This window comes from Bradyrhizobium sp. BR14999, from assembly GCF_056106085.1.
In genome coordinates, this window is the sequence record NZ_CM148536.1 from 1,287,230 (window position 1) to 1,308,721 (window position 21,492).

Annotated in this window: 22 protein-coding genes; 8 read left to right on the forward strand and 14 right to left on the reverse strand. The window is 65.3% G+C overall.

Annotated features, from left to right (window positions below; genetic code table 11):
- Positions 1-128: 128 nt before the first annotated feature.
- The 5 genes from rplS to ffh all read right to left on the reverse strand — a co-directional run bounded on the left by rplS (position 129) and on the right by ffh (position 4,031).
- Positions 129-509 carry a 50S ribosomal protein L19 gene (rplS, locus tag ACR9YP_RS06070; RefSeq protein ID WP_091893038.1) on the reverse strand — a complete coding sequence of 127 codons (381 nt, stop codon included), beginning with the start codon at positions 507-509 and terminating at the stop codon, positions 129-131.
- A gap of 109 nt (positions 510-618) precedes the next feature.
- Positions 619-1,374, reverse strand: a complete 756-nt coding sequence (gene trmD, locus ACR9YP_RS06075; RefSeq protein ID WP_438103613.1) for a tRNA (guanosine(37)-N1)-methyltransferase TrmD — start codon at positions 1,372-1,374, stop codon at positions 619-621.
- 106 nt (positions 1,375-1,480) lie between these two features.
- Positions 1,481-2,056, reverse strand: a complete 576-nt coding sequence (rimM, locus tag ACR9YP_RS06080; RefSeq protein WP_438103612.1) for a ribosome maturation factor RimM — start codon at positions 2,054-2,056, stop codon at positions 1,481-1,483.
- A 9-nt stretch (positions 2,057-2,065) separates the two neighbouring features.
- The gene (gene rpsP, locus ACR9YP_RS06085) at positions 2,066-2,398 is read right to left on the reverse strand and encodes a 30S ribosomal protein S16 (RefSeq protein WP_035702960.1); all 333 of its coding nucleotides are present in this window, start codon (positions 2,396-2,398) and stop codon (positions 2,066-2,068) included.
- 85 nt (positions 2,399-2,483) lie between these two features.
- Positions 2,484-4,031: a signal recognition particle protein gene (ffh, locus tag ACR9YP_RS06090; RefSeq protein WP_438103611.1), complete on the reverse strand. Its 1,548-nt coding sequence runs from the start codon at positions 4,029-4,031 to the stop codon at positions 2,484-2,486.
- 436 nt (positions 4,032-4,467) lie between these two features.
- Here ffh and ACR9YP_RS06095 point away from each other — a divergent pair, with 436 nt between their 5' ends.
- A complete protein-coding gene (locus ACR9YP_RS06095) occupies positions 4,468-5,532 on the forward strand; it encodes an MBL fold metallo-hydrolase (RefSeq protein WP_438103610.1) in 1,065 nt (354 codons plus the stop codon).
- A gap of 201 nt (positions 5,533-5,733) precedes the next feature.
- Here the strand turns inward: ACR9YP_RS06095 and ACR9YP_RS06100 are convergent, their stop codons facing one another.
- On the reverse strand, positions 5,734-6,447 hold the full coding sequence (locus ACR9YP_RS06100) for an SIMPL domain-containing protein (protein ID WP_438103609.1): 714 nt from the start codon (positions 6,445-6,447) through the stop codon (positions 5,734-5,736).
- 5 nt (positions 6,448-6,452) lie between these two features.
- Positions 6,453-7,220: a GyrI-like domain-containing protein gene (locus tag ACR9YP_RS06105; protein ID WP_438103608.1), complete on the reverse strand. Its 768-nt coding sequence runs from the start codon at positions 7,218-7,220 to the stop codon at positions 6,453-6,455.
- Positions 7,221-7,435: 215 nt separating this feature from the next.
- Here ACR9YP_RS06105 and dapF point away from each other — a divergent pair, with 215 nt between their 5' ends.
- Complete coding sequence (gene dapF, locus ACR9YP_RS06110; RefSeq protein WP_091893052.1) at positions 7,436-8,311, forward strand: diaminopimelate epimerase; 876 nt, start codon at positions 7,436-7,438, stop codon at positions 8,309-8,311.
- Complete coding sequence (mtaB, locus tag ACR9YP_RS06115) at positions 8,311-9,564, forward strand: tRNA (N(6)-L-threonylcarbamoyladenosine(37)-C(2))-methylthiotransferase MtaB (protein WP_438103607.1); 1,254 nt, start codon at positions 8,311-8,313, stop codon at positions 9,562-9,564. The genes dapF and mtaB overlap by 1 nt, the downstream gene beginning before the upstream one ends.
- Positions 9,565-9,778: 214 nt before the next feature.
- Here the strand turns inward: mtaB and ACR9YP_RS06120 are convergent, their stop codons facing one another.
- Entirely contained in the window at positions 9,779-10,888 is a 1,110-nt protein-coding gene (locus ACR9YP_RS06120) for a DUF2336 domain-containing protein (RefSeq protein ID WP_438103606.1), read from the reverse strand.
- A gap of 217 nt (positions 10,889-11,105) precedes the next feature.
- Positions 11,106-11,807 (reverse strand): RluA family pseudouridine synthase, encoded by a 702-nt coding sequence (locus tag ACR9YP_RS06125; RefSeq protein WP_438110458.1) that lies wholly within the window; start codon positions 11,805-11,807, stop codon positions 11,106-11,108.
- A 47-nt stretch (positions 11,808-11,854) separates the two neighbouring features.
- On the opposite strand from ACR9YP_RS06125, the gene ftsY reads away from it, so the two are divergent.
- Both ftsY and ACR9YP_RS06135 read left to right on the forward strand, forming a co-directional pair.
- Positions 11,855-12,799 (forward strand): signal recognition particle-docking protein FtsY, encoded by a 945-nt coding sequence (ftsY, locus tag ACR9YP_RS06130; protein WP_438103605.1) that lies wholly within the window; start codon positions 11,855-11,857, stop codon positions 12,797-12,799.
- Between the two features lie 2 nt (positions 12,800-12,801).
- The gene (locus tag ACR9YP_RS06135; protein WP_438103604.1) at positions 12,802-13,404 is read left to right on the forward strand and encodes a septation protein A; all 603 of its coding nucleotides are present in this window, start codon (positions 12,802-12,804) and stop codon (positions 13,402-13,404) included.
- Positions 13,405-13,580: 176 nt separating this feature from the next.
- Here ACR9YP_RS06135 and ACR9YP_RS06140 read toward each other — a convergent pair whose 3' ends face one another.
- The 5 genes from ACR9YP_RS06140 to ccmA form a co-directional block, all read right to left on the reverse strand.
- Positions 13,581-14,174 carry a DsbE family thiol:disulfide interchange protein gene (locus ACR9YP_RS06140; RefSeq protein ID WP_128930639.1) on the reverse strand — a complete coding sequence of 198 codons (594 nt, stop codon included), beginning with the start codon at positions 14,172-14,174 and terminating at the stop codon, positions 13,581-13,583.
- On the reverse strand, positions 14,171-14,356 hold the full coding sequence (ccmD, locus tag ACR9YP_RS06145) for a heme exporter protein CcmD (RefSeq protein WP_091893065.1): 186 nt from the start codon (positions 14,354-14,356) through the stop codon (positions 14,171-14,173). Before ccmD ends, ACR9YP_RS06140 begins: the two co-directional genes overlap by 4 nt.
- Entirely contained in the window at positions 14,353-15,144 is a 792-nt protein-coding gene (locus tag ACR9YP_RS06150; RefSeq protein ID WP_438103603.1) for a heme ABC transporter permease, read from the reverse strand. The genes ccmD and ACR9YP_RS06150 overlap by 4 nt, the downstream gene beginning before the upstream one ends.
- 106 nt (positions 15,145-15,250) lie before the next feature.
- On the reverse strand, positions 15,251-15,919 hold the full coding sequence (ccmB, locus tag ACR9YP_RS06155) for a heme exporter protein CcmB (RefSeq protein WP_438103602.1): 669 nt from the start codon (positions 15,917-15,919) through the stop codon (positions 15,251-15,253).
- A 52-nt stretch (positions 15,920-15,971) separates the two neighbouring features.
- A complete protein-coding gene (gene ccmA, locus ACR9YP_RS06160) occupies positions 15,972-16,574 on the reverse strand; it encodes a heme ABC exporter ATP-binding protein CcmA (RefSeq protein WP_438103601.1) in 603 nt (200 codons plus the stop codon).
- A gap of 240 nt (positions 16,575-16,814) precedes the next feature.
- Between ccmA and acnA the strand changes: the two genes are divergently transcribed.
- The 3 genes from acnA to ACR9YP_RS06175 all read left to right on the forward strand — a co-directional run bounded on the left by acnA (position 16,815) and on the right by ACR9YP_RS06175 (position 21,477).
- The gene (gene acnA / locus ACR9YP_RS06165; protein WP_474219215.1) at positions 16,815-19,535 is read left to right on the forward strand and encodes an aconitate hydratase AcnA; all 2,721 of its coding nucleotides are present in this window, start codon (positions 16,815-16,817) and stop codon (positions 19,533-19,535) included.
- Positions 19,536-19,756: 221 nt separating this feature from the next.
- Positions 19,757-20,533: a DUF1223 domain-containing protein gene (locus ACR9YP_RS06170; protein WP_438103599.1), complete on the forward strand. Its 777-nt coding sequence runs from the start codon at positions 19,757-19,759 to the stop codon at positions 20,531-20,533.
- A 572-nt stretch (positions 20,534-21,105) separates the two neighbouring features.
- Positions 21,106-21,477 carry a DUF2794 domain-containing protein gene (locus ACR9YP_RS06175; RefSeq protein ID WP_128930646.1) on the forward strand — a complete coding sequence of 124 codons (372 nt, stop codon included), beginning with the start codon at positions 21,106-21,108 and terminating at the stop codon, positions 21,475-21,477.
- The last annotated feature ends 15 nt before the right edge of the window (positions 21,478-21,492 follow it).

Genomic DNA, 21,492 nt, shown 5'->3' on the forward strand with positions numbered 1-21,492 from the left:
GAAATGCATCTGCGGAGACAGTCTGGATTGCTTCGCTGCGCTCGCAATGACGAGGACAGACAGCCGGGCAAAACAAAAAAGCGCGGAGCCGAGCCCCGCGCTTTCTAGAACTTGCCTGGTGGCGATGCTTACTCGCCGACGGCAGCCTGGCGGTCCTGCTTCTCGACGATGCGGGCCGACTTGCCGCGAAGGTTGCGGAGGTAATAGAGCTTGGCGCGACGCACCTTGCCGCGGCGCACCACCTTGATCGAGTCGATCATCGGGGAGAGCAGCGGGAACACGCGCTCGACGCCCTCGCCATAGGAGATCTTGCGCACGGTGAAGCTCTCGTTGAGGCCACCGCCGGAACGGCCGATGCAGACGCCCTCATAGGCCTGCACGCGGGTGCGGTCGCCTTCGACGACCTTCACGTTGACGATCACGGTGTCGCCGGGGGCGAATTCCGGGATGTCCTTGCTGGCGGACAGCTTGTCGAATTGCTCCTGCTCGAGCTGCTTGATCAGGTTCATGGGTAAATCTCCATCGGCGCGCCCAGCCTTCGAAACGGGGGCTGCGCGAAATTCGTCTATCCAGCCATTGCGGATGTGGCCGCTCCTATAAGGCAAGCCGGAGCGTTTGTCACCCGTCTGTCTTGTTTTTTGGCGTTTTTTGGCGGCCGGCCCGATTCGGGGTCTTGCTCGGGATCTGGGCCCACAAATCGGGCCGCCGGGCCGCCGTCAGGGCCTCGGATTCAGCCCGCCGCCAGCTGGCGACCTTGGCGTGGTCGCCGGAGGTCAGGATCTCCGGGATCGGAGCCCCCTCGAACAGCTGCGGGCGAGTGTATTGGGGGTATTCGAGCAGGCCGTCCGAAAAACTTTCCTCGGTTCCAGAGGCCTCCTTGCCCATCACCCCCGGCAGCAGCCGGATGCAGGCGTCGATCAGGGCCATGGCCGCGATTTCGCCCCCGGATAGCACGTAATCGCCGATCGAGACCTCCTCCAGGCCGCGCCCGTCGATCACCCGCTGGTCCACCCCCTCGAACCGCCCGCAGACGATCAGGGGGCCGGGTCCCCTGGCCAGCTCCACAACCCGGGCCTGGGTCAATGGCCGACCGCGCGGGCTCATCAGCAAGCGCGGCCGCTGCGGGCTGATTTCAGCGGCATCGATGGCCGCGGCCAGAACATCCGCCCGCAGCACCATGCCCGGCCCGCCGCCAGCCGGGGTGTCGTCGACGCTGCGGTGGCGGTCGGTGGCGGAGGCCCGGATGTCCCGTGCCTCAAGCTGCCACAGCCCGCCCGTCAGCGCCCGGCCAGCCAGGCTCACGCCGAGCGGCCCCGGAAACATGTCCGGAAACAGCGTAAGCACCGTCGCGCGCCAGGGTGAGGGGGTGGTCATTCGATCTCAGTCGTTGTCGTCCCGGCGAAGGCCGGGACCCATAGCCACCGCACTCAGCTTTGCGACGGCTGGAGCTGCCAGCTTAGCCAAAAACCAAAGCCTGTGGTTATGGGTCCCGGCTCCCGTGCGCTTTGCGCACTAGGCCGGGACGACCCGGAGGATGGAGGTCGCTTTCGTCCTCGCCCTCAATCTCCTGCGGCAGCGCGATCACGACACGGCCGCCGGCAAGATCGACCTCCGGCACCACCGCGTTGGAGAACGGCAGCAGCAGCGTCGGGCCTTTGGGCGGGGCGATTTCGATGATGTCGCCGGCGCCGAAATTCTGGATCGCGACGACGCGGCCGAGCGGCTCGCCATCCGTGGTGACGGCGGCGAGCCCGATCAGGTCGGTGTGGTAATATTCGCCCTCGTCGGTCGCCGGCAGCTTGTCGCGCGGAACGTAGAGCTCGATGCCGTTGAGGCGCTCGGCCTCATCGCGGGTCGTGACGCCCTTGAACGTTGCGACCAGATGACCTTTGGCCTCGCGCGCCTGCGCGACTTCGAACTGGCGCTTGCCGTCCTTGGACAGCAGCGGACCGTAGCGTCTGATGGCAAAGGGATCTTCGGTGAAGGTCCACAATTTGACCGCACCACGCACCCCATGCGCGGCGCCGATCCGCGCGACGCAGACCAGCGCCGACATGGTCTGGCCTTACGCCTTCGCGGCGGCTTCGGCCTGCGCCTTGCGCTCCTTGCGCGGCACGGCCTTCTGCGGGTTGTTGCGCGCTTCGCGCTTCTTGACGCCGGCGGCGTCGAGGAAACGCGCCACGCGGTCCGACGGCTGCGCGCCCTTGGCGACCCAGGCCTTCACCTTCTCCATGTCGAGCTTGAGGCGCGCCTCGTTGTCCTTCGGCAGCAGCGGGTTGAAATAGCCGAGACGCTCGATGAAGCGGCCGTCGCGCGGAAAGCGCGAATCGGCGACGACGACGTGATAGACGGGACGCTTCTTGGTGCCTGCGCGGGCGAGGCGGATAACGACGGACATTCAGTTCTCCTTCAAAGTACGGTTTGTTCGGTTGATTGGTATTCCGCGTTGCGTGGGACCGATGCGGTCCCCCGCGACGAATTCCTCATTTCTTTTTGCCCGGGAAACCGCCGAGGCCCGGCAGCGTCGGCTTGCCGCTCAGTCCGGTCAGACCAGGAAGGTTCGGTAGGCCCTGGCGCAAGCCCGCAGGGAGATCCTTCGGCAGATTGGGCAGACCCTGTCCGCCGCCGCTCTGCATCTTTTCCTGAAGAGCCTTTATCTCTTCGGGAGACGGCATCTTCATGCCGCCGCCAAAGCCCATCGCCTGCGCGATGCCGGCGAGCGGACCGCGCTTGCCCGAGCCCATGGCCTTCATCACGTCGGCCATGTTCCGGTGCATCTTCAGGAGCTTGTTGACGTGCTCGACGCTCTGGCCAGAACCCGCGGCGATGCGCTTCTTGCGGCTTGCTTTCAGCAAGTCGGGATGACGACGCTCGTCGCGCGTCATGGAATCGATGATCGCGACCTGGCGCTTCAGGATCTTGTCGTCGATCCCAGCGGCCGCGATCTGGTTCTTCATCTTGGAGATGCCGGGCATCATGCCCATCAGCCCGCTGATGCCGCCCATGTTCGACATCTGCAACAGCTGCTCGCGCATGTCGTTGAGGTCGAACTGACCCTTGCGCATGCGTTCGGCGGTGCGCGCGGCCTTCTCGGCGTCGATGTTGGCGGCGGCGCGTTCGACCAGCGAGACCACGTCGCCCATGCCGAGGATACGGCCGGCGATACGATCGGGATGGAAGTCCTCCAGCGCGTCGGTCTTTTCACCGGTGCCGATCAGCTTGATCGGCTTGCCGGTGACCGCGCGCATCGACAGCGCGGCGCCGCCGCGGCCGTCGCCATCGACGCGGGTCAGCACGATGCCGGTGAGGCCGACGCGCTGATCGAACGAGCGCGCGAGATTCACGGCATCCTGGCCGGTGAGGCTGTCTGCGACCAGCAGCACTTCATGCGGGTTGGCCGCGGCTTTGATCGCGGCTGCCTCCGCCATCATCTCTTCGTCGAGCGTGGTGCGGCCGGCGGTATCGAGCAGCACGATGTCGTAGCCGCCGAGCTTGCCGGCTTCCAGCGCGCGCTTCGCGATCTGCGGCGGCTGCTGGCCCGTCACGATCGGCAGGGTCGGAATGTCGAGATCGCGGCCGAGCACGGCCAGCTGCTCCATCGCCGCCGGGCGGTAGACGTCGAGCGAGGCCATCAGCACCTTGCGCTTGTCGCGCTGGACCAGGCGGCGGGCGAGCTTGGCGGTGGTGGTGGTCTTACCCGAGCCTTGCAGGCCGACCATCATGATCGACACCGGCGGCACGGCATTGACGTCGATGGTCTGGCCTTCGGCGCCGAGCGTGTTGATCAGCTCGTCATGGACGATCTTGACCACCATCTGGCCGGGTGTGACCGACTTGACGACGGTGGCGCCGATCGCCTGCTCGCGCACGCGCTCGGTGAAGCTGCGCACCACCTCCAAGGCGACGTCGGCCTCCAGCAGCGCGCGGCGCACCTCGCGCATCGCGGCATCGACGTCCTTTTCGGTCAGCGCACCGCGCCCCGTCAGACGATCGAGAATTCCGCCAAGCCGTTCCGACAGATTGTCGAACAATGCCGTTGTCCTTTTTTACCTCTCCCCGCCTGCGGGGAGAGGTCGCCGCGTACTTGCGCGGCGGGTGAGGGGGTACGGGACCATCTACGCGCATCACACGCGGAGAGAGCCCCTCACCCCGACCCTCTCCCCGCAAGAGCGGGGCGAGGGAGAAGAAAGTCCAAACACCTTTGCGCCCGAGGGCGCACAGCGCTGTCGGGCGTTGACCTCCGGCCTCCAGGGCCAGTCGGCGGGTCGAAAAGAAAGCCTTTCCGAGAAAGTGGCGGGGTTAAACGCCGCTCACGCCCAAAAGTCAAGGAAAGTTAGGGTGCCGGGACGCTCCTGCCAGGGCAAGGTCCTGAAAATGTGACCCTTTTGCCGGCCGGTTCCTTTTCCCAGGGCTTCGCCCATATAGAAGGCGATGACCTTTCTCCGCTACCATCCCTAAAAGCCCGCCGTGCCGATCACCCGCCGCCGCGTGTTCGGACTGCTTGCCGGTGCCGGCGCGCTGGTCGGTGTTCCGTCCCTTTGGATGTCCCGCATGAAAACCTATGATGGTCCCGCCTCCGACCATTTCAACGGTCTGCACTTTTTCGATCCCGACGGTGCACCGCCGAAATCGCTTCGAGAGGTGCTGCGCTGGCAATTCGGCGGCAAGCGGCAGCGCGCGAGATGGCCGGATTGGGTTCCCAGTCCACACGCCGACACCCCGCCGGCGCGTGTCGACGGCGACAAGGTGCGGCTCTCTTTCGTCGGCCATGCCAGCTGGCTGATCCAGACCGGCGGCCTCAACATCCTGGTCGATCCCGTCTGGTCGGTGCGGGCCTCGCCCGTCGCCTGGGCCGGGCCGAAGCGGCACAACGATCCCGGCATTTCTTTCGATCATTTGCCGAAGATCGATGTCGTGCTGGTCTCGCACGGGCACTACGATCATCTGGACATCGCGACGCTGTCGCGGCTCGCCAAGAATTTTGCCCCGCGCGTCGTCACCCCGCTCGGCAACGACGTCACGATGCGCAGCTCCGATCCTGCGATCAAGGTGGAAGGGTTCGACTGGCACGACCGCGTCGAACTCGGTGGCGGCATCGCCGTGCATCTGGTCCCGACCCGGCACTGGACCGCGCGCGGCGTGTTCGATCGCAACAAGGCCCTATGGGCGAGCTTCGTGCTGGAGACGCCGGCCGGCAAGATCTACGTCGTCTGCGATTCCGGCTATGGCGATGGCAGGCATTTTCGACGCGTCGCGGAGAAGCATGGGCCGTTGCGGCTCGCGATCCTTCCCATCGGCGCCTACGAGCCGCGCTGGTTCATGCGTGACCAGCACATGAATCCGGAAGATGCCGTGAAGGCGCTCGCGGATTGCGGCGCGCAGCAAGCGCTCGGGCATCATCACGGCACGTTCCAGCTGACGGATGAGGCGATCGATGCGCCGGCAAAGGCGCTGGTCGAAGCGCTCGATGCCGCGAAGATCCCGCAACAGCGGTTCGTGGCGATGATGCCCGGGCAGGTGGTGGAGATTTAGCTCTTGCCACGCATAAAACTCGTCGTCCTGGACAAGCGAGCGGAGCGAGCGCTGATCCAGGACCCATTACCACAAAGAGTGGTTTGGCGAAGACTCGTTGTTACCAGCTCGCGCTGCAACTACGCCCTGGGGTAATGGGTCCTGGCTTTCGCCAGGACGACGAATGAAATTGCTGCGGCAGTGTGCCCTTTACGAAGCTCGCTACTGCCCCGGCTTGATCGCCCAGCTCACATTCACCGTCACCGACAGCGTCTCCTCGCCGGGCGCGACGGCTGCGGGTGCAGCCATCGGAGCCGCCGCCATGCGGCCCTTGAACAGCGGCACCGGGCCGCCGCCCTCGGTGACGCTGAGCGGCGCACCCAGCGTCACGCCAGCAGCCTTGGTGTAGATCTCCGCCTTGCGGCGGGCATCGGCGACCGCCTGCTCGCGCGCATCATCGAGTAGTTTTGAGGCCTGCGTCACCTCGAACGAGATATTACCGATGTCGTTGGCACCGGCGCTGACCAGCGTGTCGATAATGCCGGCGACCTTGGTCACGTCGCGAATTTTCACGGTGACACGGTTGGAGGCGCGGAAGCCGACCACGGGCGAGGCGCCGGTGGATTTGTTCTGGCCGTATTGCGGCTGCAGCGACAGGCGCGAGGTCTGATAATCCTTCTCGGCGATGCCGGCGCCCTTCAACGCCAGCAGCACCTTGCCCATCGCCGCGTTGTTGGCGTCGGAAGCCTCCTTCGCCGACTTGGCGTCATTGGCGACGCCGGCGTCGATCTGCGCGAGATCGGGCGCCGCGGAAATCCTGGCTTCGCCGCTCACCGAAATGACGGACGGAAAATCGTCGGCGCGTGCGGGGGCCAAAAGCAGCGTGGTGGTGAAGACGGCGACAAGGGGCGTCAAAAGGACGGCAGGCTTTTTCATCATTCTCACTTCAGCGGCACGAAAACATTGATCACGAGCTTGTCCTCGGCCGTCTTCAGCGGATCGGTGAGGTACTCCTCGATGAAGGTGTCCTTGGCTTCCAGCCTCTTGTCGTCGAGGTGGTTGGTGATCGCCTCATAGGTGTTGTCCATGTTGTCGTAGGAGCCGCGATGGACGAATTTCAGCGCCTTGCCCTCCGGCGATTTTCCGATGCTCATATCCTTGGGCAGGTTCTTCGGATCCTGCTCGACCGGGATCTCGGCGAGGAAGGTGAAGCCGGTGTCGTCGGTGGAGGTGTAGACGATCATCGAATTGCCTGATGGCTTGATGCCCTGCTTGTCCAGGAGCGCGTTCAGCGCCTTGAAGGCCTCGATCAGTGTGTCGAAGGCCGAGTCCCAATTGGCAGTGCCCTTGACCATCACGACCTTCTTGGGCTCGAGCACGGTCTCGAGGCCAAAGGGATCGGCGGTCTGCACCGGGGCGGGGGTGGCGGCTGCCGCGGGTGGGGGCGCCGCCGGGCTGGGTGAGGCACTGGCGGCAGGCGACGGTGTTGCCGCGGGCGCGGGTGAGGCGCTGGCCGCGGGGGAGGGGGTCGCAGCGGGTGCGGGCGAGGCGCTCGCGGCAGGGGAAGGCGAAGCCGATGGCGCCGGCGAGGGGCTTGCCGACGCCGCCGGCGCCGGGCTCGGTGTTTGCGCCAGAACTCCGGACAGGCCAAACGACAAGGCCGCTGCCGGGATCAACGCGGCCAAAGCGAGACGACGAAAACTGATCATTTTACTCTCCCCAAGACCTTGCGTCCCAAGGCCTAAATCCGTCCTGCACCCCCGCCGCGCCTCCCGGTCGCGCGAGCGGCGCAGTTCTAACACGCGAGCGCCAAATTCGTCCCATGACAGATGCGTCATGGGCGGCCTCCAGGGCGCTTCGCAGCAAACCGCTGGCCAAGCCGGCAAGGATCGCCATATAAGACGGGCGAAATTCGGGAATTTTCATGAGCGCGCTGGCCAACCACGCATTTGCCAAGATGAACGGCATCGGCAACGAGATCGTCGTTGTCGACATGCGCGATTCCGCAAGCCGGGTGACGCCGGACGACGCGCGGGCGGTGGCGTCCGCCAACGGCGGCGTGGCGTACGACCAGCTCATGGTGCTGCAGAAGCCGCGGCTGGCCGGCACCGAAGCCTTCATCCGCATCTACAATAATGACGGCTCCGAGGCCGGCGCCTGTGGCAACGGCATGCGCTGCGTGGTGCGCCGCATCTTCGAGAAGAGCGGACAGACCACCGCGACATTCGAGACGGCAGCGGGCTTGCTCAATTGCTGGCAGGGCCCCGCGCCCGACCTCTACACCGTCGACATGGGTGTGCCGAAGTTCGGCTGGCAGGACATTCCGCTGGCGGAAGAGTTTCGCGACACCCGCTACATCGAGTTGCAGATCGGGCCGATCGACAATCCGATCCTGCACTCGCCGTCCGTGGTGAGCATGGGCAATCCGCACGCGGTCTTCTGGGTCGAAGACGTCAACGCCTATGATCTCGAGCGTTTCGGTCCGCTGCTCGAAAACCATCCGATCTTCCCCGAGCGCGCCAACATCACGCTCGCCCATATCGTCGATCGCGACCACGTCACGATCCGCACCTGGGAGCGTGGCGCCGGCCTGACCAAGGCGTGCGGTTCGGCGGCCTGCGCCACGGCCGTCGCCGCGGCGCGGCTGAAGCGCGCCAATCGCAACGTCGAGATCACGCTGCCCGGCGGCAAGCTCGGCATCGAATGGCGCGAGCGCGACGACCATGTGTTGATGACGGGCACCGCGACCTTCGAATATGAAGGCAATTTCGATCCGGCGCTGTTCGCGCCGGTCGGCTGATGGCCGTCGACGTCGTCACTTTCGGCTGCCGCCTCAACGCCTTCGAGGCCGAGGTGATCCACCGCGAGGCGGAGAGCGCGGGCCTTTCCGACACCATCGTCATCAATAGCTGCGCCGTCACCAATGAGGCGGTGGCGCAGGCGCGCCAGTCGATCCGCAAATTGAAGCGCGAGCGGCCCGGTGCCCGCATCGTCGTCACCGGCTGCGCGGCGCAGACGCAAGCCGCGATGTTCGCCGCTATGGCCGAAGTCGATCGCGTCGTCGGCAATGACGACAAGCTGCGCTCGTCCGCATGGCGCGATGCGCGCGATGCATTCGACATCGGCGCCAGCGAGAAGATCGCCGTCAGCGACATCATGGCGGTTAAGGCGATGGCGCCGCATCTCGTTGACGGCTTTGCAACCGGCCTGCCGCGCGTCTTCGTGCAGGTGCAGAACGGCTGCGACCATCGCTGCACCTTCTGCATCATCCCGTTCGGCCGCGGCAACTCGCGCTCGGTGCCAATGGGCGCGGTGGTCGAACAGGTGCGGGCGCTGGCCCTGCGCGGCCATGCCGAGATCGTGCTCACCGGCGTCGACCTCACCAGTTACGGCGCTGACCTGCCGGGCGCGCCCAAGCTCGGCATGCTGACCAAGCAGATCCTGCGGCACGTGCCGGAATTGAAGCGCCTGCGCATCTCCTCGATCGATTCGATCGAGGCCGATGACGATCTGCTGGATGCCATCGCCGACGATGCGCGTCTGATGCCGCATCTGCACCTGTCGCTACAGTCAGGCGACGACATGATTTTGAAGCGGATGAAGCGGCGGCATTCGCGACAGGATGCGATCGCGTTCTGCGACCAGGTGCGCCGCCTGCGCCCGGACGTCATTTTCGGCGCCGACATCATCGCGGGCTTCCCGACCGAGACCGAGGACATGCTCTCGCGCTCGCTCGATCTCGTCGAGGAATGCGGCCTCACCTTCCTGCACGTCTTCCCCTACTCGCCACGCCCCGGCACGCCGGCCGCGCGAATGCCGCAGGTTGCAGGCGGCGCGATCAAGGAACGCGCGCGGCGACTGCGTGCAGTTGGCGAGGCGGCGTTGCGGCAGCGCCTGCAAGCCGAGATCGGCGCAACGCGCGAGGTGCTGATCGAGAGCGAGGGGCAGGGACGCACGGAGCATTATCTGCCGGTGGCGATTGCGGGCGAACGTGTGGGCAGCGTGGTGCCGCTGATGATTGCCGGCAGTGATGGCGAGCGGCTGACGGCGTAAACAGCTGTCGCGCGTCGCGTCGCGCTACATCCCCATCGTCGTCCCGGCGAAGGCCGGGACCCATACCGCGTCATCTATCGGTGATGCGCGATGCCTGTCCCGACAAAGCAGAGTAACTGCTAGCCCTCGCCAAACTGTTCCCTGTGGTTATGGGTCCCGGCCTGCGCCGGGACGACACTGGGAGTGTGGATGCGGGCCCCTAAAGCGCGCGCCTCTACAACGCCCGCACCTGCCAGAACCGCAGGGTGCGCCGCGCATTCTCCGGCGTCATTCTCGCAAAATGACCCTGCGCCCGCGCGAGATCAGCCGGCTTCATCGCGCCCGTCGCGTAACGGCTTTCGAGCACGGCGGCGGTGGTGTCCCAGCCGAGCTGCGCGGCCTTGCACGGCACCAGCAGCCCGTCGTCGCGCAGGCTCTGCATCAGCGGGCGAATCACCTCGACGGTTGATTCGGACAGCGCTGCAAGCGCCGCCACCGTCTCCTCATAGCGCCGCTGTCTGGCGAAGCTGAACAGCGTCGCTTCGTTGAGCCGGCCGTGCGCTTTCAGATTTGCGATGGCCCGCTTGGCGCCTTCGAAGTCGCGCACGCCAGACATCTCGCGTTCGACGCCGACGGTGACGGCGGCAATCGCGCTCTGGATTTCCTCGAACAGGTGCGGTGGCGCGCGTGACAACAGGCGGGTGCGCACGGCGTCGCTCGCCGAACGCAGCAATTGGCGGCGCAGCTCCGACGGCAAATCGACGCGGACGCCAACACTGATTGCGAGCTCCGGATCGCTTTCGGCCTGTCCGACGATGATGGCGAATCCACTGCCGGAGACGCGGGCGCCGGGATTGGTGGCGAGCCGCCGGCTGACGCTGGGATAGCGGCGTGCCAGCAGCGCGTCGGTGACGATCTCCTTCAGCCACCAGCGGCCGGCGACCGCGAGCAGATGCGGCTCGCCCTTGCTCGATGCGATCTTCATCAGCTCGCCATCGTCGAGGCGGGCGGATTCCTGGAGCACGGGTCCGGCGATACGGATCTCGTCATTGTTGGCGAGGCGGCGGATCACGGATGGCGGCGCCTGCGCGATCGGCGCAAGCTGCGCGCTGATCTCGGCGAGCGCAACACGGGCGCCGATGTCGGCGATGGCGCGCAGCTCGATGGTGCCGATCAGGCGCTCGAGCACGTCGTCGAACAGCGCGATCTGCTCGTCGTCAAAGCTGCCGGCGGAACCCAGGAACAGGTCGGTGACGCGCCGGGCCGTCTCCAACCCCTTTTCCGGCGAGCCCATCCGTATCGCGGATTCGACCTCGTCGACGATCGATAGCTCGGCCTTGGACATCACGCGCTGCTCGTCCTGAGCGGTTACGGAAGCTTGTTCTAAGCAACCGCTATCATTAGAGGCGAGCGCTGAACGTTTCGTAAACCATGGCCTGAGGCCGACTAGCTTTAGCGAGATGCCGCCGCAGCGTCAGTGCGCTCCCTCCAGAGGGACTCCCCAAGAGGAGAGAACCCTCACCCGGCGCTACGCGCCGACCTCTCCCGCAAGCGGGAGAGGTTCAGTCCCCGTTCCATCCGCAGGCACGGAGCCGCTCGTGCATGTGGGGCGGGGCCGGCGCCACGACGCGGATCGGGTCCTTGTTCCGGGAGATCGGCACCACGATTTCGCGGGAATGCAGGTGCAGGCGCGGCTCGCCGAAGCGCGGGCCGGTGCCGTAAATGTTATCGCCGACGATCGGCCAGCCGGTCGCGGCCGAATGCACCCGCAATTGATGGGTCCGTCCGGTCACCGGTTCCATGGCGAGCCAGGTCAGGCCCGCGCCGCGCCCCATCACCTTCCAATTGGTGATCGCCTTCTGCCCTTCCGGATCCGGTTTCTGCCACCAGCCGCGCTCGGCGTTGAGACGGCCGAGCGGCATGTCGATGCTGCCTTCGTCTTCAGCAGGGCCGCCCTCGACCACGGTCCAGTAGGTCTTGCCGATCTTGCCGTGCTTGAACAGGAGCCCGAGCGAGGCTGTCGCCTTGCGGTGGCGGCCAAGCACGAGGCAACCGGAGGTAGCCTTGTCGAGCCGGTGAGCCAACACCGGCGGTCGCGGCAGGCCGAAGCGGAGCGCGTCGAAGGAGGCTTCGAGGTTCGCCCCGCCCTTGGGGCCGCGATGGACCGGCAGGCCGGCCGGCTTGTCGATGACCAGCATCAAGCCGTCGCGATGGAGCACGCGGCCTAAGATTTCATCGGCGGTCAATTCGGGAACATCGAGCAATTGCAAGACTTTCGTTTAATCGTCGGAACGGCTAACACACCCCCGCCATGAACGATACCTCCGAGACCCCCAAGCTGAGCTGGTGGCGCCGCCTGTCCAACGGGCTGAAGCGCACGTCGTCCTCGCTCGGGACCGCGGTCGCCGACCTCGTCACCAAGCGCAAGCTCGACCGCGCCATGCTCGACGACATCGAGGACGTGCTGCTGCGCGCCGATCTCGGCACGCAAGTCGCGGTACGGATCGCGGACGCCGTCGGCGCGGGGCGCTACGACAAGGCGATCTCGGCGGACGAGGTCAAGGACGTGGTCGCGACCGAAGTCGAGAAGGTGCTCGTACCGGTCGCGAAGCCGCTCGAGATCGATGCAGCGAAAAAGCCGTTCGTCATCCTCGTGGTCGGCGTCAACGGCTCCGGCAAGACCACGACCATCGGAAAACTCTCGCAAAAGTTCGCGTCCGAAGGCCGCAAGGTGATGCTGGCCGCCGGCGACACGTTTCGCGCAGCGGCGATCGAGCAGCTCAAGATCTGGGGCGAGCGCACCAAGACGCCCGTCATTGCCGGCGCGCAAGGATCGGATTCGGCAAGCCTCGCCTTCAACGCACTGACGGCAGCGAAGGAGCAGAGCATCGACGTGCTCCTGATCGACACCGCGGGCCGGCTTCAGAACAAGGCCGAGCTGATGAACGAGCTCGAGAAGGTCGTGCGCGTCATTCGCAAGGTGGATGCCACCGCGCCGCATGCGGTGCTGCTGGTGCTCGATGCCACCGTCGGCCAGAACGCGCTGTCGCAGGTCGAGGCCTTTCATCGCACCGCCGGGGTCACCGGCCTCGTGATGACCAAGCTCGACGGCACCGCGCGCGGCGGCATCCTGGTGGCGCTGGCGGAGAAATTCAAACTGCCAGTGCATTTCATCGGCGTCGGCGAAGGCGTCGACGATCTCGCGCCCTTCACCGCGCGCGATTTCGCCCGCGCGATCGCCGGAATCGAAAGTTGAGAATGGACAAGACCCAGCCGCATCCGCTGTTCAAGCTTGCAACCGAGCTCGGTCCGCTGCTCGTGTTCTTCTTCGTCAATGCGAAGTTCAACCTTTTTGCCGCGACCGGCGCCTTCATGGTGGCGATCGTGGCGGCGATGGTCGCCTCCTATGTGGTGACGCGCCACATCCCGATCATGGCGATCGTGACGGGCGTCATCGTGCTGGTGTTCGGCACGCTGACGCTGGTGCTGCACGATGAGACCTTCATCAAGGTCAAGCCGACCATCATCTACGGCCTGTTCGCCGCGATCCTCGGCGGCGGCCTGCTGTTCGGCCGCTCCTTCATCGCTGTGATGTTCGACCAGGTGTTCAATCTGACGCCGCACGGCTGGCGCATCCTCACGCTGCGTTGGGCGCTGTTCTTCGCCGGCATGGCGGTGCTGAACGAGATCATCTGGCGCACCCAGAGCACGGACTTCTGGGTGAACTTCAAGGTCTTCGGCGTCCTTCCGCTGACCGCTATCTTCGGCATGATCCAGATGCCGCTGATCAAGCGCTATCACCTCGAGCCGGTGTCGCTGGAGGCGAGCGAGGCCGAGGCGGGAGATGTGAGCAAGGGGTGACCGGTGAGCGCTCGCCACACATTCGGTGTCATCGCCCGGCTTGACCGGGCGATCCAGTACTCCGAGCCGTCTGTGGCTGAATCGATAAGCCGCGGCGTACTGGATGCCCCGGTCAAGCCGGGGCATGACAGCTGTGTGTGGGGCGCCGGGTCTTTGATTCGCAATGACGGGCTTGGCTAAGATCCCGCCTTCAGCGCCTTCTCCAGCTCCGGCATCAGCACCGTCTTGAGGTTTTGCGGCGTGACCGGTCCGACCAACTTGTAGACGATGGTGCCCTCGCGCCCGACGACGAAGGTCTCGGGCACGCCATAGACGCCCCATTCGATCGAGGCGCGACCGTTGGCGTCCACGCCGACGCGGCCGAAGGGATTGCCGTAGCGTCCGAGGAAGCGCCGGGCGTTGTCGGCCGCATCCTTGTAGTTGATGCCGACGAGCTGGAAGCGCTTGTCCTTGGCGAGCTCGGTCAGGAGCGGCGCCTCGTCATGGCACGGCACGCACCAGGACGCCCAGACGTTGACGAGGCTGACCTTGCCTTTGAACGCGGCGGGATCGAGCCCCGGCACCGGCGCATTGTCAGCCTGCAATCCCTCGAGCGGCGGCAGCAGCGTTTGCGGCGCCGGTCGCCCGATCAGTGCGGACGGAATCCGCGAGGGATCGCCGCTGCCGAGCCGAAACCAGAACAACAGCGCAAGGCCGAGGAAGGCGATCAGCGGCAGCGCCATCAGGAAGGTGCGGCGCTGCGGCGTCGCCGGGCTCGATTGATTGCTCATGATCGATCCGTCGCGCTGCGGCCCGAGCGGCGGGTCACACCGCTGCGATCGAGCTCGCGCAGGCGCTGCGTCTGGTTGCGATAGTCGAGCACGACCCAGCCGATCAGGATCACGACCACGAGGGCCGCTGCGGCATATGAGGTCACGATGAACGACGCGTAAGGACCGAGCGCCATCATCACGCAGCTCCAGCTTCTTTTGACGCGTTTTCTTCACGCGAACCGGCGTCCACTTCGCTCGAAAACGCGACGCGGCTCGCCTGCATCATTTGCAGGGAGCGGACGCGGCGGCGCAGGATCTCGTTGCGCATCGCAGCCAAGTGCAGCGTGACGAACAGCAGCGTGAAGGCGATCGCCATCACCAGCAGCGGGAGCAGGAACGACTTGTCGAGCGTCGAGCCGCCCATGCGCATCACCGAGGCCGGCTGGTGCAGCGTGTTCCACCAGTCGACGGAGAACTTGATGATGGGCAGGTTGATGGCGCCAACCAGCGTCAGCACCGCCGCGGCGCGCGCCGCGCGCGAGGGATCGTCGACCGCGCGCCACAGCGCCATCAGGCCGAGATACATCAGGAACAGGATCAGCACCGAAGTCAGCCGCGCGTCCCACTCCCAGTAAGTGCCCCACATCGGCCGGCCCCACAGCGAGCCCGTGAGCAACGCGAGGAAGGTGAAGGCCGCGCCGATCGGAGCAGCCGCTTTCGCGGCGACGTCGGCGAGCGGATGCCGCCACACCAGCGTGCCCAATGAGGCGATGCTCATCACGCCCCACACGAACATCGAGAGCCAGGCATTGGGCACGTGGATGAACATGATCTTCACCGTCGCGCCCTGCTGGTAGTCGTCGGGCGCAAGCGCTGACTGGTACAGACCGATGGTGAGCAGGATGACGGTCGCAGCCGCAAGCCACGGCAGCAGACGCGCTGTCAGCGCGAGGAACCGCGTGGGATTGGCGAGGTCGATCAGCGTCATGGTATTCTGATAATCATCCGGAAGCGCTCAGGCAATCAGCACGAAAGCACGTCGCGAAAGTTGATGCGGGTCAAGGTCAGGCGGGCCCATCTCAGTCGGGTCCATCTCAGTCGAGTCCATGCCGCAGGCTCGCCGCCGCCGCGAAGGGTCCGATCAGGAGGCTGACCAGCGATAGCGCGCACAGGATCGAGAAAGGCGCGCCGAACGTCATCGGACCGACGATCACCGCCTGCGAGGCCGCGACCCCGAAAATCAGCACCGGAATCGACAGCGGCAGCACCAGCACGGCCATCAGCAGTCCGCCCCGATGTAGGGTCACCGCCAGTGCCGCGCCGATCATGCCGGTGAAGGTGAGCGCCGGGGTTCCTGCCAGCAGCGTCAGCGCCACCGCGCCGGTTGCGACCATGTCGAGGTTGAGCAAGAGGCCGAGCACGGGGGTTGCGACAATCAGCGGCAGGCCGGCCGCCAGCCAATGCGCCAGCGCCTTGGCGGCGCAGGCGAGTTCCAGCGGCGTCCGGCTCATCGTGATCAGGTCGAGCGAGCCGTCCTCATGGTCGGCCATGAACAGCCGGTCCAGGGTCAGCAGGCTCGCGAGCAAGGCCCCGAGCCAGAGAATGGCCGGCCCGAGCCGCGACAGCAGCGCCAGATCCGGCCCCACCGCGAACGGCATCAGCACCACCACGGTCAGGAAGAACAGCACGCCAATCAGCGCCCCGCCGCCGACGCGGAGCGCGATCCGGATGTCCCGGCGGATGAGGGCCGACAGGGCGGTCATGGAGCACCTCGCGCGGGCTGGCCGCCTGAAAAAAGCTGAGGGTCAGGCCGCATCACCCCACACCCCCGATCCGCAGCTCTCGCGCGTCGATCCCCAGCGGGGCGTGGGTGGCGGCGATGATCAGGCCGCCGCTTGCCAAGTGCTGTCGCATCAATCCGGCAAACATGTCCTGGCCGGCCACGTCCAGCGCCGTGGTCGGCTCGTCCAGCAGCCAGACCGGGCGGCGCACGGTCAATAGCCGCGCCAGTGACAGCCGGCGGCGCTGGCCGGCGGAGAGGAAGGCGGCGGGCAGGTGGGTGGCGTGGTCGAGGCCGACTTTGGTGAGGCTCTCGGCGGCATCGCGTCGCTCGCCGCCGAGAAATTCAGCCCAAAATGCCAGATTTTCCTTAACGCTCAGCGCCGGCTTCAGGGCATCGCGATGGCCGAGATAGTGGCATTGCTCCGGCAGTGTCAGCTCGCCATCACCCCCGTCCAGCGCGATCGTCCCGCCGGCCGGAATGAGCAGGCCGGCGATCAGCCGCAGCAGCGAGGTCTTGCCCGATCCGTTGCGACCCATCACCGCCAGGGCTTCGCCCGCGGCAGCCGCGAAATCCAGGCCGGCGAACACCTCGCGGCCACCCCGCACGCATCTGAGCCCGTGACCTGAAAGCCGCATCTCGCCTCGTTTCAACCCGCTCAAAGCCAGGCCTCAGGAAAACTTGGGGTAGCGCATGGGAATTTTTGGCTCGCGGATTGGCGCGGCACGATTGTGGCTGTGGCGGCGCGGTTAGAAAGCTTCTATAAGCCCGGAACTACTTGATGCAGCAACTCAACCTGCCCCTGCAAGCGGCCAAGCCTGATACGCTGACGGTGTTAAAATACCCTGCCGGGTATAACTAACAATTGGGATTCCTACATGACCTCGCTCGACAGCTTCAAATGCAAAAAGACCCTCAAGGTCGGCGCCAAGACCTATGTCTATTACAGCCTGCCCACGGCCGAGAAGAATGGTCTGAAGGGAATTTCGAAACTTCCCTATTCGATGAAGGTCCTGCTCGAGAACCTGCTGCGCAACGAGGACGGCCGTTCGGTCAAGAAGGAAGACATTGTCGCCGTCTCGAAATGGCTGCGCAAGAAGTCGCTGGAGCATGAGATCGCGTTCCGCCCGGCGCGTGTCTTGATGCAGGACTTCACCGGCGTGCCTGCAGTGGTCGACCTCGCCGCGATGCGCAACGCGATGCAGAAGCTCGGCGGCGATGCTGAGAAGATCAATCCGCTGGTCCCGGTCGACCTCGTCATCGACCACTCCGTGATCGTGAACTTCTTCGGCGACAACAAGGCCTTCGGCAAGAACGTCACCGAGGAATACAAGCAGAACCAGGAGCGCTACGAGTTCCTGAAGTGGGGCCAGAAGGCGTTCTCGAACTTCTCGGTCGTGCCGCCCGGCACCGGCATCTGCCACCAGGTGAATCTCGAATATCTGGCCCAGACGGTCTGGACCAAGAAGGAGAAGATGACGGTCGGCAAGAAGACCGGCACGTTCGAGGTCGCCTATCCCGACTCGCTGGTCGGCACCGATTCCCACACCACCATGGTCAATGGTCTGGCCGTGCTCGGCTGGGGCGTCGGCGGCATCGAGGCGGAAGCCTGCATGCTCGGCCAGCCGCTGTCGATGCTGCTGCCCAATGTCGTCGGCTTCAAGCTGAAGGGCGCGATGAAGGAAGGCGTCACCGCGACCGACCTCGTGCTGACCGTGACGCAGATGCTGCGCAAGCTTGGCGTCGTCGGCAAGTTCGTCGAATTCTTCGGCCCGGGCCTCGACCATCTCTCCGTCGCCGACAAGGCGACCATCGCCAACATGGCGCCCGAATATGGCGCGACCTGCGGCTTCTTCCCGGTCGACGCCGCCGCGCTCGACTATCTCAAGACCTCCGGCCGCGCCTCGGCGCGCGTTGCGCTGGTTCAGGCCTATGCCAAGGCGCAGGGCCTGTTCCGCACCGCCAAGTCGGCCGATCCGGTGTTCACGGAAACCCTGACGCTCGACCTCGCCGACGTCGTGCCCTCGATGGCCGGTCCGAAGCGTCCCGAAGGCCGTATCGCGCTCCCGTCGGTGGCCGAGGGCTTCTCGCTCGCGCTCAGCAGCGAGTACAAGAAGGCCGAGGAGCCGGAGAAGCGCTTTGCCGTCGAAGGCAAGGACTTCGAGATCGGTCACGGCGACGTCGTGATCGCGGCGATCACCTCCTGCACCAACACCTCGAATCCGAGCGTGCTGATCGGCGCCGGCCTGCTTGCGCGCAACGCGGCTGCGAAGGGCCTCAAGGCCAAACCGTGGGTGAAGACCTCGCTTGCCCCGGGCAGCCAGGTGGTCGCGGGCTATCTCGCCGATTCCGGTCTGCAGAAAGATCTCGACAAGGTCGGCTTCAACCTGGTCGGCTTCGGCTGCACCACCTGCATCGGCAATTCCGGTCCGCTGCCGGAAGAGATCTCGAAGTCGATCAACGACAACGGCATCGTCGCCGCTGCCGTGCTCTCAGGTAACCGCAATTTCGAAGGCCGCGTCTCGCCGGACGTGCAGGCGAACTATCTGGCCTCGCCGCCGCTGGTCGTCGCGCACGCGCTCGCGGGCAGCGTGACCAAGAATCTCGCCACGGAGCCGCTCGGCGAGGGCAAGGACGGCAAGCCGGTGTACCTGAAGGACATCTGGCCGACGACGAAGGAGATCAACGCCTTCATGAAGAAGTTCGTGACCGCGTCGATCTTCAAGAAGAAGTATGCCGACGTGTTCAAGGGCGACACCAACTGGCGCAAGATCAAGACGGTCGAGAGCGAGACCTATCGCTGGAACATGTCTTCGACCTATGTGCAGAACCCGCCCTATTTCGACGGCATGAAGAAGGAGCCGGAGCCGGTCACCGACATCGTCGAGGCGCGCATCCTCGCCATGTTCGGCGACAAGATCACCACCGATCACATCTCGCCGGCCGGCTCGATCAAGCTCACCTCGCCCGCCGGCAAATATCTCAGCGAGCACCAGGTGCGCCCCGCCGACTTCAATCAGTACGGCACGCGCCGCGGCAACCACGAAGTGATGATGCGTGGCACCTTCGCCAACATCCGCATCAAGAACTTCATGCTGAAGGGCGCCGACGGCAACATTCCGGAAGGCGGTCTGACCAAGCACTGGCCGGACGGCGAGCAGATGTCGATCTACGACGCCGCGATGAAGTACCAGGAAGAGAAGGTGCCGCTGGTGGTGTTCGCCGGCGCTGAATACGGCAACGGCTCCTCGCGCGACTGGGCCGCGAAGGGCACGCGCCTGCTCGGCGTTCGCGCCGTGATCTGCCAGAGCTTCGAGCGCATCCACCGTTCGAACCTGGTCGGCATGGGCGTGCTGCCGCTGACCTTCGAGGACGGCACTTCCTGGCAGTCGCTGGGTCTGAAGGGTGACGAGAAGGTCACGTTGCGCGGCCTCGTCGGCGACCTCAAGCCGCGCCAGAAGCTGACCGCGGAGATCGTCTCCGGCGACGGTTCGTTGCACCGCGTTTCGCTGCTTTGCCGCATCGATACGCTGGACGAGCTCGATTACTACCGCAATGGCGGCATCCTCCATTACGTCCTGCGCAAGCTCGCGGCGTAAGCGCGGATTTGTGAACGATGGCTCACTGCGAAGTGAGTAGAAGCCAGAACGAAGGCGGCCTATCAAAAGGCCGCCTTCGCGCGTTTTGCGGCACGTTTCGGATGGGCCCGGCCGGTGGAAAACCTCCTCCTGGACGGATGAATGTGCTGCGCCCCGTAAGATTACGGTGACCATCAGGCGATAAGATTCCCTCTCACGAGCAATGGTGTGCGGCGTTCGACATGACAACAATGACGGCTTCTCATCCGATTTCACGTTGGTCCAGTGCCCTCTGGTCGGGTGCTCTCGGCATCTGTGCGATCGTCGCCGTCATCCGCCCTGCCGGGGCTGATCCCCGCGCCGTTGTCGAATTGTTTACCTCGCAGGGCTGCTCGTCCTGCCCGCCCGCCGACAAGGTCATCGGCGATCTCTCCAAAGATCCCTCGGTCATCGCGCTGAGCATGCCGATCGACTATTGGGACTATCTCGGCTGGAAGGACACGCTGGCCGATTCGCGGTTCTCTGCGCGGCAGCGTGCCTACTCGCGCATGCGCGGCGACCGCGAGGTCTACACGCCGCAGGTCGTCGTCAATGGCTCGACCCATGTCATCGGGAGCGATCGCACCGGCATCGAGAATGCGATCGGCAAGACCGACAAGGGCATGGGCGTGATGAGCGTGCCGGTGACGATGTCGCTTGCGGGCAAGCAGATCAGCGTCTCCGTGGCCGCGAGCAACGAGCCCACGGTCTCGCATGGCGAGGTCTGGATCTGCTCGATCGCCAAGTCGGTGCCGATCACGATCACCCGCGGCGAAAATCGCGGACAGCAGATCACCTACCACAACGTGGTGCGCAACCTGCTCAAGGTCGGCGATTGGACCGGCCGTCCGGAAAGCTGGACGGTGCCGATCGAGAACCTCACGCGCGACGGCGTCGACGGCGCGGTGGTCTATGTTCAGGATGGCAACCGAGAGAAGCCGGGTGCAATGCTGGGCGCGGCGTACACGTCGCTGCACTGATTTCACTCGCTCACCCGCGTCGCGCTCGCTCTAACTCCTCATGGTGAGGAGCGCGCCCTTGCGCGCGTCACGAACCAAGCAGGCCCGGCGGATGCAGCTCGGCCTTTCATCCTTCGAGACGCCGCGCGAGCGCGGCCCTCAGGATGAGGGGGAGAGCCGGCGCATGAGGAGAGCGAAGGCTCGGCGAGTCGGAAACATCCCGACACAAACAAAAAAGGACCAACTTGCGTTGGCCCTCCTTGTCGCGCGTACAGACCCGATCCTGTCGACCCCGGGGGGCTGGGGGCTGAGGAATCCGGAACCGAAGGACCGGGCCAACGCACATGAGCCTTTTCGCAGTGCAGGGCGGCAGTCGCTAGGCGGAAAAGCGGCGACACTATGATTCCTGCTAACGATCCCGTGACGGTTTGCCGCGACAAAGTTCCACCATTGCGTGTGTCCCGATTCGATGAGTCGAACGGGGAGGCCCCTTGCGGTAGGGACCGGTTGGCGCAATCATGCAACTGTCATGATGCCAGAGGTTCCGGTTGTCGCGGACACGGGTCATGCCGTGCGATGAGGAGGCGCTTCCCATGAATCTGATGTCGGAGGATGCCGAGCCGAGCGAGCAGCGCGCGGCGGCGCGCCCCGCCGCTGCGACGACGCAGCCGAATCGGGTGACGTTCAACCGCCTCGAGCTGCACCGGATTCTCAATCTCTACGGCCGCATGGTCGCCGACGGCGAGTGGCGCGACTACGCCATCGACTTCCTGAAGGACCGCGCCGTGTTCTCGGTCTATCGCCGCGCCTCGGAAGTGCCGATCTATCGGATCGAAAAGGACCCGCGGCTTGCGCGCAAGCAGGGCATGTACAGCGTGATCTCGGCGACCGGCCTGATCCTGCGCCGCGGTCACGAGCTCGAGCGCGTGCTGCTGGTGATCGATCGGAAGCTGGCGGTGGTGTGAGGCTTTCGTAGCCCG

What these genes read in the sequence shown, in the direction of transcription:
- rplS (WP_091893038.1), bottom strand. Translation starts at nt 509, where the DNA reads ATGAACCTGATCAAGCAGCTCGAGCAGGAGCAATTCGACAAGCTGTCC.
- trmD (WP_438103613.1), bottom strand. Translation starts at nt 1,374, where the DNA reads ATGACCACCCCCTCACCCTGGCGCGCGACGGTGCTTACGCTGTTTCCG.
- rimM (WP_438103612.1), bottom strand. Translation starts at nt 2,056, where the DNA reads ATGTCGGCGCTGGTCTGCGTCGCGCGGATCGGCGCCGCGCATGGGGTG.
- rpsP (WP_035702960.1), bottom strand. Translation starts at nt 2,398, where the DNA reads ATGTCCGTCGTTATCCGCCTCGCCCGCGCAGGCACCAAGAAGCGTCCC.
- ACR9YP_RS06100 (WP_438103609.1), bottom strand. Translation starts at nt 6,447, where the DNA reads ATGAAAAAGCCTGCCGTCCTTTTGACGCCCCTTGTCGCCGTCTTCACC.
- ACR9YP_RS06105 (WP_438103608.1), bottom strand. Translation starts at nt 7,220, where the DNA reads ATGATCAGTTTTCGTCGTCTCGCTTTGGCCGCGTTGATCCCGGCAGCG.
- dapF (WP_091893052.1), top strand. Translation starts at nt 7,436, where the DNA reads ATGAGCGCGCTGGCCAACCACGCATTTGCCAAGATGAACGGCATCGGC.
- mtaB (WP_438103607.1), top strand. Translation starts at nt 8,311, where the DNA reads ATGGCCGTCGACGTCGTCACTTTCGGCTGCCGCCTCAACGCCTTCGAG.
- ACR9YP_RS06120 (WP_438103606.1), bottom strand. Translation starts at nt 10,888, where the DNA reads ATGTCCAAGGCCGAGCTATCGATCGTCGACGAGGTCGAATCCGCGATA.
- ftsY (WP_438103605.1), top strand. Translation starts at nt 11,855, where the DNA reads ATGAACGATACCTCCGAGACCCCCAAGCTGAGCTGGTGGCGCCGCCTG.
- ACR9YP_RS06135 (WP_438103604.1), top strand. Translation starts at nt 12,802, where the DNA reads ATGGACAAGACCCAGCCGCATCCGCTGTTCAAGCTTGCAACCGAGCTC.
- ACR9YP_RS06140 (WP_128930639.1), bottom strand. Translation starts at nt 14,174, where the DNA reads ATGAGCAATCAATCGAGCCCGGCGACGCCGCAGCGCCGCACCTTCCTG.
- ACR9YP_RS06150 (WP_438103603.1), bottom strand. Translation starts at nt 15,144, where the DNA reads ATGACGCTGATCGACCTCGCCAATCCCACGCGGTTCCTCGCGCTGACA.
- ccmB (WP_438103602.1), bottom strand. Translation starts at nt 15,919, where the DNA reads ATGACCGCCCTGTCGGCCCTCATCCGCCGGGACATCCGGATCGCGCTC.
- ccmA (WP_438103601.1), bottom strand. Translation starts at nt 16,574, where the DNA reads ATGCGGCTTTCAGGTCACGGGCTCAGATGCGTGCGGGGTGGCCGCGAG.
- acnA (WP_474219215.1), top strand. Translation starts at nt 16,815, where the DNA reads ATGACCTCGCTCGACAGCTTCAAATGCAAAAAGACCCTCAAGGTCGGC.
- ACR9YP_RS06170 (WP_438103599.1), top strand. Translation starts at nt 19,757, where the DNA reads ATGACAACAATGACGGCTTCTCATCCGATTTCACGTTGGTCCAGTGCC.
- ACR9YP_RS06175 (WP_128930646.1), top strand. Translation starts at nt 21,106, where the DNA reads ATGAATCTGATGTCGGAGGATGCCGAGCCGAGCGAGCAGCGCGCGGCG.